The 17,070-nt window shown below is 37.3% G+C and carries 17 protein-coding genes, 1 tRNA gene and 2 pseudogenes; 13 read left to right on the top strand and 7 right to left on the bottom strand.

What is annotated here, in order from left to right; genetic code table 11:
* Positions 1-36 precede the first annotated feature (36 nt).
* A complete protein-coding gene (locus tag M5121_RS05435; RefSeq protein ID WP_087546595.1) occupies positions 37-579 on the top strand; it encodes a hypothetical protein in 543 nt (180 codons plus the stop codon).
* Positions 580-640: 61 nt separating this feature from the next.
* Here the strand turns inward: M5121_RS05435 and htpX are convergent, their stop codons facing one another.
* A complete protein-coding gene (gene htpX, locus M5121_RS05430; protein ID WP_004660837.1) occupies positions 641-1,546 on the bottom strand; it encodes a protease HtpX in 906 nt (301 codons plus the stop codon).
* 214 nt (positions 1,547-1,760) lie between these two features.
* Positions 1,761-2,618: a lytic transglycosylase domain-containing protein gene (locus M5121_RS05425; RefSeq protein WP_205666487.1), complete on the bottom strand. Its 858-nt coding sequence runs from the start codon at positions 2,616-2,618 to the stop codon at positions 1,761-1,763.
* A 496-nt stretch (positions 2,619-3,114) separates the two neighbouring features.
* Between M5121_RS05425 and ttcA the strand changes: the two genes are divergently transcribed.
* The gene (ttcA, locus tag M5121_RS05420) at positions 3,115-4,020 is read left to right on the top strand and encodes a tRNA 2-thiocytidine(32) synthetase TtcA (protein ID WP_005161680.1); all 906 of its coding nucleotides are present in this window, start codon (positions 3,115-3,117) and stop codon (positions 4,018-4,020) included.
* A gap of 199 nt (positions 4,021-4,219) precedes the next feature.
* Positions 4,220-4,603, top strand: coding sequence for an SCP2 sterol-binding domain-containing protein (locus M5121_RS05415; protein ID WP_004660844.1), 384 nt, complete (start codon positions 4,220-4,222; stop codon positions 4,601-4,603).
* A gap of 52 nt (positions 4,604-4,655) precedes the next feature.
* Here the strand turns inward: M5121_RS05415 and M5121_RS05410 are convergent, their stop codons facing one another.
* Positions 4,656-5,765, bottom strand: a complete 1,110-nt coding sequence (locus tag M5121_RS05410) for a transglycosylase SLT domain-containing protein (RefSeq protein ID WP_087546597.1) — start codon at positions 5,763-5,765, stop codon at positions 4,656-4,658.
* A 370-nt stretch (positions 5,766-6,135) separates the two neighbouring features.
* On the opposite strand from M5121_RS05410, the gene greB reads away from it, so the two are divergent.
* The 3 genes from greB to M5121_RS05395 all read left to right on the top strand — a co-directional run bounded on the left by greB (position 6,136) and on the right by M5121_RS05395 (position 8,190).
* Positions 6,136-6,624, top strand: coding sequence for a transcription elongation factor GreB (gene greB, locus M5121_RS05405; RefSeq protein WP_249570571.1), 489 nt, complete (start codon positions 6,136-6,138; stop codon positions 6,622-6,624).
* Positions 6,625-6,720: 96 nt separating this feature from the next.
* Positions 6,721-6,810: transfer RNA gene (locus M5121_RS05400), tRNA-Ser, on the top strand.
* Positions 6,811-6,978: 168 nt separating this feature from the next.
* Entirely contained in the window at positions 6,979-8,190 is a 1,212-nt protein-coding gene (locus tag M5121_RS05395) for a tyrosine-type recombinase/integrase (protein ID WP_249570570.1), read from the top strand.
* A 46-nt stretch (positions 8,191-8,236) separates the two neighbouring features.
* Here the strand turns inward: M5121_RS05395 and M5121_RS05390 are convergent, their stop codons facing one another.
* Together M5121_RS05390 and M5121_RS05385 are read right to left on the bottom strand one after the other, a co-directional pair.
* On the bottom strand, positions 8,237-8,503 hold the full coding sequence (locus M5121_RS05390) for a helix-turn-helix transcriptional regulator (protein WP_018679527.1): 267 nt from the start codon (positions 8,501-8,503) through the stop codon (positions 8,237-8,239).
* Between the two features lie 22 nt (positions 8,504-8,525).
* Positions 8,526-8,816: a pyocin activator PrtN family protein gene (locus tag M5121_RS05385; protein WP_018679528.1), complete on the bottom strand. Its 291-nt coding sequence runs from the start codon at positions 8,814-8,816 to the stop codon at positions 8,526-8,528.
* Positions 8,817-8,974: 158 nt separating this feature from the next.
* On the opposite strand from M5121_RS05385, the gene M5121_RS05380 reads away from it, so the two are divergent.
* Positions 8,975-10,054: a hypothetical protein gene (locus M5121_RS05380; protein ID WP_249570642.1), complete on the top strand. Its 1,080-nt coding sequence runs from the start codon at positions 8,975-8,977 to the stop codon at positions 10,052-10,054.
* Positions 10,055-10,118: 64 nt separating this feature from the next.
* On the opposite strand, the gene M5121_RS05375 is transcribed toward M5121_RS05380, so the two are convergent.
* Positions 10,119-11,051: a hypothetical protein gene (locus M5121_RS05375; protein WP_018679530.1), complete on the bottom strand. Its 933-nt coding sequence runs from the start codon at positions 11,049-11,051 to the stop codon at positions 10,119-10,121.
* Positions 11,052-11,670: 619 nt separating this feature from the next.
* Here M5121_RS05375 and M5121_RS05370 point away from each other — a divergent pair.
* The 5 genes and pseudogenes from M5121_RS05370 to M5121_RS05350 form a co-directional block, all read left to right on the top strand.
* Positions 11,671-12,555 carry a YagK/YfjJ domain-containing protein gene (locus M5121_RS05370; RefSeq protein WP_249570569.1) on the top strand — a complete coding sequence of 295 codons (885 nt, stop codon included), beginning with the start codon at positions 11,671-11,673 and terminating at the stop codon, positions 12,553-12,555.
* 121 nt (positions 12,556-12,676) lie between these two features.
* Positions 12,677-12,943, top strand: coding sequence for a hypothetical protein (locus M5121_RS05365; protein WP_249570568.1), 267 nt, complete (start codon positions 12,677-12,679; stop codon positions 12,941-12,943).
* A gap of 18 nt (positions 12,944-12,961) precedes the next feature.
* A complete protein-coding gene (locus M5121_RS05360) occupies positions 12,962-14,002 on the top strand; it encodes a DUF932 domain-containing protein (protein WP_249570567.1) in 1,041 nt (346 codons plus the stop codon).
* Positions 14,003-14,158: 156 nt separating this feature from the next.
* On the top strand, positions 14,159-15,226 hold the full coding sequence (locus M5121_RS05355; RefSeq protein ID WP_249570566.1) for a YqaJ viral recombinase family nuclease: 1,068 nt from the start codon (positions 14,159-14,161) through the stop codon (positions 15,224-15,226).
* A 74-nt stretch (positions 15,227-15,300) separates the two neighbouring features.
* Positions 15,301-16,105 (top strand): annotated as a pseudogene (locus tag M5121_RS05350) (recombination directionality factor); the annotation flags it as partial.
* 132 nt (positions 16,106-16,237) lie between these two features.
* Here M5121_RS05350 and cadR read toward each other — a convergent pair.
* Positions 16,238-16,630 (bottom strand): Cd(II)/Pb(II)-responsive transcriptional regulator, encoded by a 393-nt coding sequence (cadR, locus tag M5121_RS05345; protein WP_018679538.1) that lies wholly within the window; start codon positions 16,628-16,630, stop codon positions 16,238-16,240.
* Positions 16,631-16,716: 86 nt separating this feature from the next.
* Here cadR and M5121_RS05340 point away from each other — a divergent pair.
* Positions 16,717-17,070 (top strand): annotated as a pseudogene (locus M5121_RS05340) (cation transporter); the annotation flags it as partial.

Here is a 17,070-nt window from a genome sequence, read left to right as displayed (position 1 = left end):
TTTTTATTGGCTTGATTTATTTTTGTGGGGTGTAATGTGAAAAAAGCGATTTTAATGGTTTTGGTTTTTGGTATGGCACATTTTGCTTACGCACAATCAAATACAGGAAATAGTATTATTGGTAATAATGAAAAAATTATTTCTTTGAAACATATAGAATATATTAAGGGTAAAGGCTATAACTATCATGATAATGATTGGAATATTGATGATAAATATCGTGTAGTTCGAAAAAATAATGAAATGATCGGGGCTTATAGTATTGATACCAGTACGCCTGTGGGTGAAGTTGGTGTGATGTATATGACAAAGTATCTGAAAGATATTCATTTAGCTCGATCAATCATTAAAAAAGGTAAAGTTGAATTTACTCACTATACAATTGAATGTAATAAAGAGTTTTCTCGAAATTCTTCAAAGCGTAATAAATACACCCAATATAATGAGTTTGAAAATGATGCGAGTTCGGTTGAAATAACCAAAGATTATGCAATCTATCGAGATTTAGAACTAATATGTAAGCATACCTATATTGATAATACTAATGGGATTCGAGAAATTTGGAAGAATCAAAAATAAAGTTAATCAATTTCTAAAACAAAGCCTCCATTTGGAGGCTTTATCATTTATCTGATACTGATTACTGAACATTTAATTGCTGTAAAGCGGCAACACGTTGTTCAATGGTTGGGTGAGTTTGGAATAAAGCCGCTAAGCTAAAGCCTTGTTCCTTACCTTCCGCAATTGCAAATGCTTTCATTTCTTTTGGCATTTGATCTGGCATTTCTGACTCTGCCTGTAAACGAAGTAGAGCAGAAATCATTGCTTGTTTGCCTGCTAAACGTGCACCAGCTTCGTCTGCGCGATATTCACGTTGACGAGAGAACCACATTACAATCGCAGAGGCCAAAATACCGAATACGATGTCGAGTACAATCGTAATAGCAAAATAAGCAAGACCAGGTGCTTCACCATCTTCACGACCGAACACATTACGGTCAATAAAGTCACCTGCAATACGTGCAAAGAACATCACAAAGGCGTTCACTACACCTTGAATCAATGCAAGAGTCACCATATCGCCGTTGGCAACGTGACCGATTTCGTGCGCAAGTACAGCACGAAGTTCATCTTTGTTCATACGCTCAAGTAAGCCTGTCGAAACAGAGACTAAAGCATCATTTTTATTCCAACCTGTCGCAAATGCATTGGACTGGTAAGAAGGGAAAATACCAACTTCAGGCATTTTAATACCTGCACGTTGAGAAAGTTGTGCCACTTCTTGTAGTAACCAAGCTTCTGCTTGACTACGAGGAGCATTTGGGTCAATTAATTCAGTTCCAGTGGTTTTTTTCGCCATCCACTTCGACATGAATAAGGAAATTAAAGAACCCACCATACCAAAGACAAAACAGACGACTAAAAGGTTGCCTAGATTCAAGCCACCCGCGCCATGGTAACTACCGACACCGAAGAGTGACAAGATAATGCCAGCTACAACCAGTACCGCGAGGTTGGTCAGCAAGAACAAACCAATCCGCATCATTGAGAAAATCCTCTTATAAATAAAAACTGATCTGATTTATAAATTATAAATCATAACGCTAATATGCAGGGCGAACCCTAAAAATTCAAGCAAAAAATGAGCGTAGATACATTAAGCTAATAAAAGAATAGAAGTGTTTTAAGAAGGCGAAAACGACTAATTTATTTGAAAAAAACAAATAAAATCATGATGTGAGAATAAGTGATTTCTTTGTTTAATCACTTACTCGGATTCGTGCAGATGCAGTTGCATTGGCTGTGGTATATGTGCCTGGTGCATCTGTAAAAGTACCATCGGCCAATGTGATAATTTGACGACTATATTGTTTAGGTGCGGACACAGCTTCTGAATTTGAAGATGTATAATTTGCCGATTGAGCAATCACTTGAGTATTTGTGTTATTTGAATTTGATAGAGAGCCTAAACCAGAGGCATAAAGATTTTGATAACGACTGGTCACTCTTTTTACATAATCTCTAGTTTCTCTGAAAGGTGGAACATCGCCATATTTATCAACATTACCTTCACCAGCGTTATACGCTGCAATAGCAAGGCGTGTATCCCCATTAAAACGTTTTAACAACCAACTTAGATATCTCGCACCACCAAAAATATTTTGTTGAGGGTCGTAAGCATTACTCACGTTAAAACGCCGTGCAGTTGCAGGCATCAGTTGCATTAATCCTTGAGCACCGACAGGGGATCGCGCATTAATATTAAAACCTGACTCAGTATGCATAACGGCTTTAATAAGACCTTCTGAGACGCCATGCTGTTGCGCTGCTTGACGGATCATCTGATCAAAAGCATTTTTATTACGACTATAACTTGGTAGAACAGAGGCTTCACTTGCGCCCCAGTTACTATAGCTGTGAATATTGCTATCAGGATAATAGGTCGCTTTAATCACTTTTAGGTGATTGTATTCAGCTTTCTTTTTATTGGTAAGTAAAGTTGTACCATTATCATCTTTAAATTGATAAATGGTTTGACCAGCATAACTAGATACTGTCGTATTTAAAAAACCGATTGTCCCCAAAAAAAGAACGAAAATATATTTTGTTTTGTCCATCATTATAATATTCACAAAAGATGAGCATGGAGTTGTTCACAGTAGTGTAACAAAAAAAAGCATAAAAAAAACTTTAGCTACAATTTTTTTATTTCCGCTGTCTTACAAAAAGCAAGTCGTTTTGTGCGAATGTTCAGCAAAAAAAATTAAATTATTTTTTTTAAAATCTAAGTCTTGACATATTTAAAGCATTGTTTTTGTTAACTAAAAAACAATGATTAAAAAATGATCAATTTGATTGTAAGCCTTGTTCTCACATAAAAATACTTTGTCAATAGCGAAGAAATCCACAATTTTATCCACAGCTTTTGTGGAAAACTGTGGAAAAGTTTAAAATATAAGCAATCCAGACCGTTTTGACATAATTTGGTCAGAATTTTACCAGTATGAAACTGAAATATGACGATTGCACGAAATTGAAAAATTCTTTAGGTGCGCATCTTTTCGGAATCGGATAAAATCTTGCGGTATTTTTGTTTATGAGTAAATCACGTCTATGTACGCGCCAGTGGAGTCCAACCAAGGATTTAATTTTAAGCCTGAGCTTCCGACGAGTTCGGCATATTATCGCCTGTTGAAAAAGCTTCGTCGTCAAGTAGGGCATGCAATTCGTGATTACAACATGATCGAAGATGGCGACAAGGTCATGGTCTGCGTTTCAGGTGGTAAGGACAGCTACACCTTGCTGGATATCCTGTTGCAGTTCAAGCGCATTGCACCAATCAATTTTGATATTGTTGCGGTGAATCTTGATCAAAAACAACCAGGGTTTCCTGAAGATGTTTTACCACGTTATATGGAAGAAAATAACATTCCATATTACATTCTTGAAAAAGACACTTATACGATTACTAAACGCCTAACGCCTGAAGGTAAAACCTACTGTGCGGTATGTTCACGCCTACGCCGTGGTTCGTTATATGGCTTCGCACAAGAAATCGGTGCAACCAAAGTTGCATTAGGTCATCATCGCGATGACATTATGGCGACTTTCTTTTTAAATTTATTCCATGGCGGTAGCTTAAAGGCAATGCCACCAAAACTTCTTTCTTCAGATAAAAAGAATATCTTGATTCGTCCTTTGGCTTATGTCGAAGAAAAAGACATTATTAAATATGCTGATCTACGAAAGTTCCCAATCATTCCATGTAACTTATGTGGTTCACAAGAAAACTTACAACGTGCAATTATTAATGACATGCTGCGTGAATGGGATAAACAACATCCAAAACGTTTACATAGCATCTTTGGTGCCTTACAGAATGTATCGCCTTCACAATTGGCTGACCGTGAGTTATTTGATTTCGAAGCCTTGGATGGGCAACGTGAATTTGATATGAAAGACCCTGAAGAGATGAAAAATCGTCTTGATGTGGTGAACTTGAGTTTTGCTGCTGAATAAAATGTAAAACTTTTTGAAAAGGCACTTATTTAAGTGTCTTTTTTTTATAAAAAAGAGCTAAAAAGTGAATTCTTCGTACAAAAAGCCATAGCCTAAAATAAAAATTACGTGCTATAACAGGGCACAAGCAAATTGCTTCATTTAATGTTGTCTGGATAGATGACACAAGAAATTGAACAAATATATTTGAGGAATAATCATGGCTGCATTTTTAACTGATGATTGGTTTGCAACTGTTGAAAAACTTACTGCTGAAGCGGGTGATTTAAATTTACCACCAGCACTTGCGAATTTAGCGATTAACTTAGTTGTAACAGATGCGGCTGGTAATACCGAATTGGCCTTAGATGCTGGTAAAATCCAAAAAGGTTTGTCTGCAAATGCTAAAACAACTTTAAATATGGATGCTGAAACATTACGTAAAGTATTCTTAGAGTTTGATATGGCTGCTGCGATGCAAGCGTTTATGACTGGTAAAATCAAAGTACAAGGCGATATGTCTCAACTTATGGCTTTACAAACAGCGAAGCCAAGCCAAGAACAAAAAGATTTATTCAAGAAAGTACTTGAGCAAACTGCTTAAGTCCTTTTCTCATAAAAAAGCTTACCTCTCGGTAAGCTTTTTTATTTTCAACTTAGACATCAATACGACTGTTGGTCTTTAAATGTTCTAAGTAAGTTCGAATACGTGTCACGTATTGAACTGCTTGTTTATATCGACCATTTCGCGCTTGGTTACGCTGTAAATAATCATATAAATTTACCCATTGATTTGGGTTTTTTCCTTGGGTTTTGATTCGGTTTTGGATCTGATTGACTGCACCTGGTCCCATGTTATAAGCAACCAAAGCATACCAATTACGGTCTGGATAAGGGACATTCGAAAATTGATCTAGCATTAGATCAAAATATTTTGCACCACCTTGAATACTTTGTATCGGATCAGATCGGTTGCTCACACCCATTGCTTGAGCGGTGCTATTGGTCAACATCATCAAACCGCGTACACCAGTGGGAGAAACCGATGTGGGTTTAAGATAAGATTCTTGATAGCCAATAGCAGCGAGCAAATGCCAATCTAAATTATATTTAGAGGCGCTTTGTTTAAAGCTTGCTTTATAAATTGGCAAACGCTGGTTCAGGTCTTTTTGAATCGTAGACCATGCTTCAGGTTTAACCACATTGCGATTATAAAAGGAAGCTAGTTGTTGGGTTGTACCAAGCTGTTTGCTTTGACAAACAAATCCACTTGCAGTGAGCGTTAACGGATCATCAGCTTGCTTAAGTACCCAATTGAGTTGAGGATTTAATCCATTTTTACTTAAAGTAGCTTGATCACCACAACTTGCAGAAAAAGAGACAAGTTGTTTACTTTCAATAGCTGCTAAATTTGCAGTTGTCATAGCAAGATTAGCTTTACCTTGAGCAATCCATTTTAACGCAGTTGCATTATCAGGAACCGTTTTAAAATCGAGTTTGACATTTAAACTCTGCGCATAATTTCTTGCTAAATCATAGCCAAAACCATGCAAAAATTGCCCGTCTTTAAATACATTTGTCGGGTTTTCAACAGCAACTACCGTTAATGTATTGGTGGTTACAACTGTCTTGTATTGATGTGATTTTTCTGCGTTCAAACTATTAAAGGGAAGGATTGCAATTCCTAATACCATCGTTTGAAATGAAAGTTTAGAAGATAAAGAGTTAAGGCTAGGCCTCGACCCAGAACTTGAATTACTGTGCATGTTGTCTCCGCTACAGGTAATTTATGCCCAAAAAGTTCAGCAAAACAAAGCCTTAACTTTTAAAAGTTGATAAATTCAATAAGGGTGGGCAAGTCATGACGCCATTCAAAATGACATTGGGTTAATGGAAAAATGATGAAAATGTTTCACATCACTTACAAAGTGTATATAAAATAAACAAAAAACTAACTTAGGGGCGCATCTTAAGCGTCAAAAAGGAGCTTGTCAAATTTTGATCAGTAAAAATATGAGAAATACATCACAAACACATGATTTGAAAAAGAATAAAATTTATACACTTTAGTCATGTTGAAATAAGGAATACAATGCAAAAACTTGTAAATGGATTGTTGTTGTAGCGTTTTTAAATATGAAATCGAACTTGATCACACGTAATGGACATGACTTGCTGGTTGCTGAATTAAAAAAACTATGGCATGACGAACGACCAGAAATTACTAAAAAAGTAAATTGGGCTGCAAGTTTGGGGGATCGTTCAGAAAATGCAGATTACCAATACAATAAACAAATACTTAGAAAAATAGATCGTCGTGTCCGGTATTTAGGAAAACGTTTAGAAGAATTAAAAATTGTCGATTATATGCCTGAGCAAGAGGGCAAAGTTTATTTTGGAGCTTGGGTAGAGATTGAAAATGATGACGGGGAGCAAAAGAAATTACGGATTGTGGGGATAGATGAAATTTATGATCATCATCCCCAGCATATTTCGATTGAGTCTCCAATGGCACGTGCATTATTGAGCAAAGAGGTGGATGATGAGGTGGAAGTCATTACTCCATTAGGAAAAAAAGTGTGGTATATCAACTCAATTTGCTATGAAAAATCTGAAAATGCTTAATTTTTTACTGTTTTGATTTTATTTTGAGCATTTGATTGATTATTTTGAATAAAAGATTTGCCAATTCTAATTTTTATTTATATGATAGCCGCCATTGGAAGCGTGGCAGAGCGGTTTAATGCACCGGTCTTGAAAACCGACGAGGGTGTGAGTCCTCCGTGAGTTCGAATCTCACCGCTTCCGCCAAATTCAAGTTTCTGACACTGTTTAACACTATATAAGTTAATGATTTATAAGGTTAAATTTGGAAATGTACGATATAACAAGCCGTGACGCACTACGCCAATCGGCAGTTATAAAGTAGTAAAAAATGCAGTAAAATTTATTTTACTGCATTTTTTGTGTCTATAGATTATGACTGCTCGTGGAATCAGTAAGCTCAGTGCTTTACAAGTTAAAAAGGCCAAACCTGATCCTGACAAGATGTATAAGCTGTCAGATGGCGGTAATTTGTATTTACGAGTAGATCAGAGTGGTGGCAAATACTGGATATTTAACTATACACGCCCCTTTCTAGGTAAACGCAACGATTTATCTCTAGGTACTTATCCAGAAGTTTCGTTAGATGATGCCCGTACTGTCCGTGACGAATATAAGAAGCTGATTAAGCAAGGCATCGACCCTGCAATGGAACGGATTGAAACTAAGTCACAAAAACAGAAAGAAGCTGAAAACACCTTTATTATTGTTGCAGAAGCATGGTTGCATAAGCGTGAATTGGAACAAAAGCAGGATGAGGAAACGATCCGTCGCCTAAAGCACGATGTTTATCCTTATATTGGCAATTTAATCTTTCCACAACTTACCCTTGAGATACTTGAGGCTAAAGTCTTTAAGCGGATTATTGATCGTGGGGCTTTATCTGTTGCCAAACGTCTTAAATCAGACTTGAACCAGATTTTTAAATCGGCACGTAAAAAGAAGCTGATTCAATATAACCCGATTGAGGATATTGACCTACCTAAACCGCAAGGTGGGAATTTTGCAGCCGTGACAGAGGAACAAGATTTAGCACCTATGCTGAATAAAATCTGGAATTACTCCAACCTGTATCCACGCTGTTTGCTGAGTACACAGGTTGCCTTAAAAATATCTGTATTGACCTTTCAGCGACCTGGCGAGATACGTCAGCTTAAAAAAGAGTACTACTATCCCCAAGAACGCTGTTTTAAATTTACTGCCAGTAAAACCAAGCAGCTCCATATTGTTCCCCTGTCAGATCAGGCATTTGATTTGATTGAATCAATTATTGATCTACACCCTTATAGTGAATATATCTTTGTTGGTCGGGATGGTAAAACCTGTATTTCTGATAATACAGTCAATTCAGCTCTGAAACGATTAGGCTATGGTGGGCAGCAAACTGCACATGGATTGAGGGCAACCGCACGTACCATGCTGGATGAGATTCTGGAGCAGCGTGTGGACTTTATTGAACATCAACTGGCGCATAAGGTAAAAGACAACAATGGTACAGCTTACAACCGAACCAAGTTTCTGAATAAACGCCAAGAGATGATGCAGGAATGGGCTGATTATTTGGAGTCCCTGCTTGAGCCTATATGATAATCAGCAAGAAGAAAGCCTGTCATGTGAGACAGGCTATTTCAATTTATGCAGCTTTCAATGTCTTTTGTTCAAGCCAAGCATTGATTTGGCTTTCCGTCCACGTTGGCATACTGGCGGTTAAGTATGTCGGTTCAGGAAAATCACCCCGACGGATCATCTTCCAGAAAGTTGATTCCGCAACATTCAGCAAGCCTTTGGTTGCAGGCTTATGAGACAACCGACGTCTGCGACCACTACGATCTACATAGTCCTTTGCTGGACGTTCAGGATAATTCACCAAATCCTTGACACGATAGCGAGCTTCTAACATTTTAATCTCCCTCGTCCGTGTATTATTCTTTAGGCTTGGTTGATTTTTGCACGGCTGATTTAAAGCTCTGATGATTTTTTAGATAAATTTCATCTATAGCTCTAGCCAATTCGTGTATCTCCACAAAAAAATGACCTTTTTGACTGCCTTCATCAATCCGAAAGCATGTGAAAGGCAATTGCTGCTGACGAGCTTTTTCTTTCATTTTCTCTGGGCATAAATGTGAGTAATACACAGTTCTGATGTCCTCCAGTTTGATATGGATTGATCGGAACTGTAAAAATAAATAATCGATTGTGTTTAGGTGATTCATAGCGACTCCATTAAATTTGATTTGAGACAAACCTAAGCAAGACGAAAAAAATGCAGCAGGTGCAGCCTGACACTTTTCTGTGTTGCTTTGTCAGAGGGGATTGTAATGCGGCATGTGGTATGTAAAAATGCAAAAAACAAGGGGACTTTTTTTTGCAAATGCCAAGAATAACCGATACCCAAACTGCTGTACTCAATATCATGGATTACCTATTTATTCAGGATGTTGAGTCTCTTGCATCTTTTAATGATGCCAAAAATACTTTCAACGCTGATCTATCGGCTATAATTAAGCGTATCAATTCAGTTAGACGAAATGAGGGAAAAATAGCGCAGTTGTATAAACACTATGTATTATGTGGTCTTGAGATGATGTTAAATCTTCCATTTGAAATAGAAGACCCAATTGAACAAGAACAATTAGATAAATCCAATTATGTTTTAGATAGAATCATTTATAACGTTTTATTAAATGATTTTTATGATGATGAATTTTTAGATGATATGAAGAATTTATTTAACTATTTTCAAGAATTAAGGTTAGATAAAGGAACGATTTTTAAAGTAGTGAGACAAAGTCTTTATTTTGATTATGACAATGTTTCCATTGTGGCATATAAAAGATTTATAGATTTGGGCATACTTACTACTGAACAGTATGACTGTGATCTATCAACAATAGATGAAGATTTTCTTGAAAATTCATTCATTAGATCAATGTTGTTTATTGAATTTGATATTTTAAAAAGACAGTTTGATACTGAAAAAAAGTTTAAAGATAAGAAATTAGAAATAGATTTAAATAACTCACTAGAAGAAATAGAGCGTATTTTTTTAGCGATTCGGTCAGTAAAAAAAATGCAGCTTAAAGAAAAATTTGGTTTTATCAGTATATTAGATATTGATATAAATAATAAAAAAGATGTAGGGCGATATATAGTGAACCTAAGTGAGGTTTTGGGTCACGAAACCTCATTTTTAAAAAAAATTCCAGACTGCATTGGCTTCATAGGTTGTTGGTATTTAATTCACTCTAAAGAGCTTAACCCAGATAGCCCAACGTATTATGAGCTATATGATGACCAAGCTGTTAAGTCACGGCATAAGAAACCTTGTGATAATAAGGCACTAGAAGAAATATTGAAATATGGTTTTGAATTAAAGAACAGAACTTTACATTCACGCTATATTGATTTATATAGTTTTTATGACAGGATGAGAATGTCATTAAACTTTTAAATAATTAGTTGGGTTGTATTGAAATATTAATACAACCCTAAGTGGAATTATGCAAAACTAATTGTTAAACGGAATATAAGTATTTTTCATTTATAATGATACCTTCCTCAATTGCACATTTATTAATTAAATGTTCAATCATTCTATCTTCAGTTTTCTTATGTTTTGCTGCAAGTATTATTAGTAATTTTTTCGTTTTATCTGTTAGGAAATAATGATGTTCTCTTCCTTTCCTATTTTTTTGATAAGATTTTTGATACCAAGCATTAGACAATTGTTTCTTTAAGTTGATATAAGCATGTTGATTTGCATAGTACATAATATCAAAAATTGAATTAACCCAAATGCCAAAGTCAGCATCTTGTAAAGGCGTAAATTCGATCTGATTAAAATCCCTAAAGTCTGATGTATTTTTGTCGATGTAAGTTTTTGCCCATTTATAGAACTCAGGATGATCATAATTTTTAAAGTGCAAAGATTTTGCACTAATAATTTCGCTATGCTTTCTTTCTATTCGTTCAAGTTCTCGACTGCTTCTATAATATTTTCTATAGGTGAAAATAATATAAAGGAATCGAACATAGGTGTTTGCGATAGATTGGTTTTGGCGATAAATATCACGATTATCAAATGATATTTTATAAAGTGCAAAACTCAATAATCGCCTATCTGTTTTATATTTTGAAAAATCACGACTTCTAATCATGAGCGATTCTTTATAACTGTTAATCAAGTCCATGAAAATTTCAGAAGTAGTCTCTGTTTTATCCTTTAGCTCATAAATTAAATGGCTTTTCAACTCATTAAGGTCTTTGATTGAGTTTAATTTATCAATGTCCTTATCCATTAATTGTGGATCATGTTCATCCTCTATATCCATGCGTGATTCAAACTCAATAGCGTCCTTATTGATCACATGAAGTAACCAGACACTATCTTCTGTATTCAACTCTTTAACCAGTTTGATTAGATCATCATTGCGTGATGTGTAGCTCATGGTGCTTTCCTTTACTAAGATTTATATAAACTTTATTAAAGGTGAGTATGAGTTTCAACGAGTTTTTCTGTATGTTTTCCCACGATTTAGCGTGATTTTTTAATAATTTTTTTATAGCCCATAGAGAGCATGCCAAAGCACAATTTTGTACCCACTACCTCCAATGACACATCACGAAATCCTGTATCATTTGGCTTTGTCATTCAGATGATGGAAGTGACAAAATTGAAGTTATACAAAAGGCGTTTCTGCAATAGTTCACGACCAGATATTGTAGATAACCACAATAATAGGTCTCTAATATTGGCGAGACAATAAAAGAATACTGATGAATGATACCAGATTTTTGATATATTTACCATCGGATAACTTTAACTGGATTTATCTTGTTTTATTTTAAGGCTGACTATGCTAAAAGCCTTGATATTATTGTGTTTGGATGGTGCTTTAATATATTTTAATTTGATTTTTTAGTTATGTGTAATGACTTTGTTTATAAATATATAATCAACTTATTAAACTATTCATTAAAAGAACTTAATTTAATAATCTCTAATCTTAAATTTAATTATTAAAATAATTGTCACTTCATATAGTTCTAAACTATAGGTAAGTGACCATGAAGTTTGAAAACACCTCATCAAGTAAAATATGTGAAGCAAATCTATCTATTGAGATAGAAGATTTTATAAAATCCAGTTTATATGCAACAAGACAGCCTCGCTCTTTTTATAAAAACTTTTGTGAATTACTCCTTGATTTTGATCAAGTCTATAATCCTGATTTTAGTTATTCAAGTTTATTGCAGTTATTTTGTAATTTATTATATGAGTATCATCTTGATTTAGATTCACCAACAGACTTATTGAGATGTTTAAAGCGCAGATCATTTGATGAATGGCAAAGATATTTCAATACAATGAAAAGTGCTCATTTAAACGAAAGACGACAACACCGTTATAATGAAAGCCTACATGCTGAAAACCTAGATGGGCGATTGACTGAATTAACCAAAAGCTATAAAGCTCTATTGGTTGTCAGTATCGAGTTAAGTTATATCACCAATGTTAATATCCAGAGAGTACAAGATGATCTGGAGCGTTTCCTTAGAAAAGTAAACCGCTCTAAATATGGAGATGATGTATTACTACTGGTATGGGCTTTGGAACAAGGCAGTAAGAGCAAAGGCTATCATTACCATGTTGTATTTATTTTTGATGAACGAGATCGTATAAGGGCATGGAAGATTGCGAATGATATGGGTGAATTATGGCAAGATATTACAGATGGAGATGGATGTTATTTTAACTGCCATGATCGTCGTTATTTAAAGCAATATGAAGAAAATGGAATGGTTGGGATTGGCATTATTTACAGTAATTTAAAGTACCAAGTGGACAGGATGCGTGCGGTTTTATTATATTTAGCCCGACCCAAGAAAGAACAATATCTCAGGATTAAAGCCACCAAGAAGATGAAGACCTTTGGTATGTCACAACGTTGATCCCAAAAAATCACAGATATACATCATTTACATGAAGATTGAATGTTTTCTTTTTCCCTTACATTCAAAAACATAGGCTTGCCCATCGGTAAGCCTTTTTTCATTTAATGAGGTTTATCTTATGAATATTACATGTCCATATTGCTATTCAGCCAATATCAGCCGCGCCACCACACAGCCATCAGGCAATAACAGTTTCTCTTCGATGGCAGGTGCAGGGATTGGTGCGAGCCTTGCCAAAAGTTTACCTACACCATTTTCACCCTTATTGGGAGGATTGGCGGGTGCAGTGGTGGGTGGCCTGATTGACAGTCTGGTTCAACCCTCACAGCTACAGCAGCCTATCGCTTATTTCCATTGCAACAATTGTCAGCACAATTTCAACTAGGGACAGGAGGAAATTATCATGGCACATCAACTTGAACAAATGGCGTATGTCGGTGAAACCCCGTGGCATGGTCTGGGTAATCAACTCAGTCCACATCAACCGATTGAAGTCTGGGCACAGCAGGCAGGCATGGATTGGCGTATTGAATCATCCAATGTCAGTTATATGGCAAAGAATGATCGGGGACAATCTATTATTCTTCCTTATGAGGAACAGCGTGTTTTATACCGTTCTGATACCCATGCACCTTTATCGGTAGTCAGCCAGCGTTTTCAGGAAGTTCAGCCCAAAGAAATCCTTGAGTTTTATCGTGATCTGACCGAACAATCAGGCTTTGAACTGGAAACCGCAGGCGTATTGAAAGGTGGCAAGAAATTCTGGGCATTGGCACGGACAGGACAAAGCACCACTCTCAAAGGTAAGGATGTCAGCAATGGCTATATTCTTCTCGCAACAGCCTGTGATGGAACACTGGCAACCACAGCACAATTTACCTCTATCCGTGTGGTGTGTAATAACACTTTGGCGATTGCCTTACGTAATGGCAGTAGCAGTGCAGGCGTAGTGAAAGTTCCACACAGTACCCGATTTGATGCGGAAAAGGTCAAACAGCAACTGGGTATTTCCGTTCGTGCATGGGATGAGCATATGTATGAAATGAAACAACTGAGTCAGCGTAAAGTCACCCAGCAGGAAGCGGCAGCCTATTTTGATGCGGTATTTAACAATACCAGTCTCAGCATTGCTGAACAGGATGACAACATTATCCAGTTCTACCGCAATGTGGCAAATGAAGCCCAAAACGCTGCAACCAATAAAACTGAACCGAATGGACGAGCCATGTCTAAAGTCATGGATATGTTTAATGGTCAGGGACGGGGTGCAGAACTCAGTTCAGCCCAAGGGACAGCCTATGGCTTGCTGTGTAGCATCACAGAGTTTGTCGATCACGAACGTCGAGCCATGAGTACCGATCACCGACTGGATTCAGCATGGTTTGGTACAGGTGCAGCCATGAAACAGCGAGGTCTGGAACAGGCACTCAGAATGGTGGTCTAACTTTGGCTGGATTTAAAGCTAATCAAATTAGCCTAAGGAATATACCCATTGCTTAAATCCTAAGTTTCCCTCTACCCAAAACTCCCTTTTGCCACATCGCCCTGATGTGGCTTTTTTTATGCCGCAATTTTAATTTTTACAGACATGGAGTATCTAATGAACCATATTGTTGAACCACAAACCAGTAAATCCACAGCCTCAGCATATTTAGCATCACTCCCACAATCTGCTAAACCACACCGTTCCCATGCCAAACGTCTTGCTAAAACCAAAGGTATGAGCCGTGAACAATGGCTACAAGTCAGAAAACAGGGGATTGGCAGTAGTGATGCCGCAGCAGCCTGTGGGCTTAATCCCCACATGAGTATGCTGGAACTATGGATGATTAAAACAGGTCGGATGCAGACACAGCCTGATCAACCCACCCAAAACAGTTATTCACCCTTATATTGGGGCAATCAGCTTGAACCTCTGATTGCCAATTATTACCAGCACAAGACAGGTCATAAAGTGCGTAAGGTCAATGCAGTGTTACAGCATCCTGATCCTGACAAACACTTTATGCTGGCGAATCTGGACTATGCCGTTGTAGGCTGTGATGAAGTACAGATATTGGAGTGTAAATCAGTGGGGGAATGGGGAACCAAACTCTGGCGTGATGGTGTGCCTTTATACGTGATTATTCAGGTACAGCACCAACTGGCAGTGACAGGCAAACAGGCAGCGCATATTTGTGCCTTGATCTGTGGGCATGAAGCCAAGATTTTTAAGGTTGAACGCAATGAAATTGTGATAGACCAAATCATGACTTCTGAACGGATATTCTGGAGCTGTGTGGAAAATGACATACCACCGAGTGTTGATGCCAGTGAATCAGCCGCCAAAGCCCTGCAATTACTTTACCCTCAACATATCCCTTTACAGTCCGTTGATTTCTCCACATTGGAGGGTGTTGATCAACTGTTTACAGATCTGTTGCATGAGGAAAAACAACTCACCGACCATCAAACCAAGTATGACTATCTCAAGCATCGGATTCAGGCACTCATGAAAGATGCAGAGAAAGCCATCTTTTCCAATGGTACTGTGACATGGAAAAAATCCAAAGACAGTGTGGTACTGGATCAAAAGGCATTGTTACAGGCACAGCCTGAATTACTGCAACAGTACCCACAATCCCGTCAGGGTAGCAGACGATTTAATGTTTATTCTGCAACGGCATAAACCACCTGTCTTGATCTGCTTCTACCACATCAATCTATTTTTCATTCCCTAAATTTGTAATAAGGACAATCACCATGATTAAAGGTCTCGCAATTACACCACCCGTTTTAGGACGTATCAGTATTGGCAAAATTGTCGAAAAGAATGGCAAACGACTCCCTGAAAAAGATGACCAGTTTACCATTACCAGCCAAATCCAAAACAAGGATGGATGGGTGAAACATCCACTGGATGAGCAACTACGTGCCAAAGCACCTAATCAAAACCAAAAGCTGAGAAGCATTCCAGTTCGTATGATTTTTAATGATCCTGAGTTGAACCTACGGGCAGAGTACAGCTTATTTGACCGACAAACAGGGCGTTTAATCTGCTCAGGCAATGGAGAAACTTGTCAGCGACTCGGACAAAACGGTATTGAACAACATCCATGTCCATCACCTGATTTATGTCCATTGGCGCAAGGTGGACTGTGTAAACCCTACGGACGGCTGTATGTGAATCTAGATGAATCGGATGAGTTTGGCACATTCATCTTTAGAACCACAGGCTTTAATAGCATTCGTACCTTGGCAGCACGGCTTCGTTACTATCATGCGGCATCGGGTGACTTGCTTTCATGTTTACCATTGCAACTAACGCTAAGAGGAAAGAGTACCACTCAAAGCTACCGTACCCCGATCTATTACGTGGATTTAACTTTACGTGATGGTGTGAATTTGCAGGAGGCAATTACGTCAGCCAAACAGATCGATGAACAGAGCAAGGCAGCAGGGTTTTATCAGGAGGCTTTGGATCATGTGGCACGACAAGGTTATGGCAATGCCAGCTTTGAGGTGGGAGGTGAGGAGGGGCTGGATATTGTTGAGGAGTTTTATAATTCAAATGAGAAAGAGGAGCCTCACCAATGTGGTGCTTTATTGGGTGTAACGACAATGGGACAAGAGTTAGCTCGTAGTGTTAAAGCACTAAATTAATAGCTAAGGGAACTTTTAGGTTCCCTTAGCAACTAGCTCAAGCTAAATTTTTTAATACGCCACATTTATCAGCAGTACATAAACCGTCACAGGTTTTCCGAATTTCTAACAACTGCTCGATGAGTTTCTGTTGGTTTTTAATACTATCTTGTACATCTCTAATATGAGAATCAATAAGTTCGTTTACTTCAGAACAATTTTGGGCAGGCGTATCTTTATAAGTTAATAATTTCTTGATTTCACTAAGATTCATGTTCAATGTTCGACAATTGACAATAAATTTTAATCTATCAATATAGTTTTCAGAATACAGTCGATAGTTACCCTGATTTCTTTCGGGTGGTGGGATTAAACCTTCTTTTTCATAGAACCTGATTGTTAATACTGAACAAGAGGTTTTCTCAGATAACTCACCTATTTTTAAGAACATGGTAATCAACAAAAACTAGCTTGACTCTATAGTAGCTATAGGGATTTTAATATGCAATAAGTAAAGATATGACTATAGGCACATCAATGAGTGGTTGCGGTTGTAATAAAGAAAGTTCTTGCGACGATACCAAGCAAAAACAAAATGAATCAGAAACAGATTCTTGTAAAGGTAAAGATTCAGCTACTGAAGTAAGTAAAAGCTCTTGTTGTGGTAATGAGTTACAGCAAGGAGCTAACTCTGATGAAAAAGATACTTGCGGTAGTAACCAGCCGTGTTCTACGCAGTCGAATTCATGTTGTGGTTCGGATTCGATAACTTCACCTGAAACGATTCGGGGGAGTGAAGATACAGCGACTTTCATCAGTGACTATAACATCCCGAAAATGGATTGCTCCGCAGAGGAACAAATGGTTCGGATGACTTTATCTTCATTAGTA

The sequence above is a fragment of the Acinetobacter sp. ANC5681 genome (assembly GCF_023488045.1).
GTDB lineage: Bacteria > Pseudomonadota > Gammaproteobacteria > Pseudomonadales > Moraxellaceae > Acinetobacter.
Note: the sequence above shows the minus strand (reverse complement) of the source record. Positions and strands in the feature narration are given on the sequence as shown.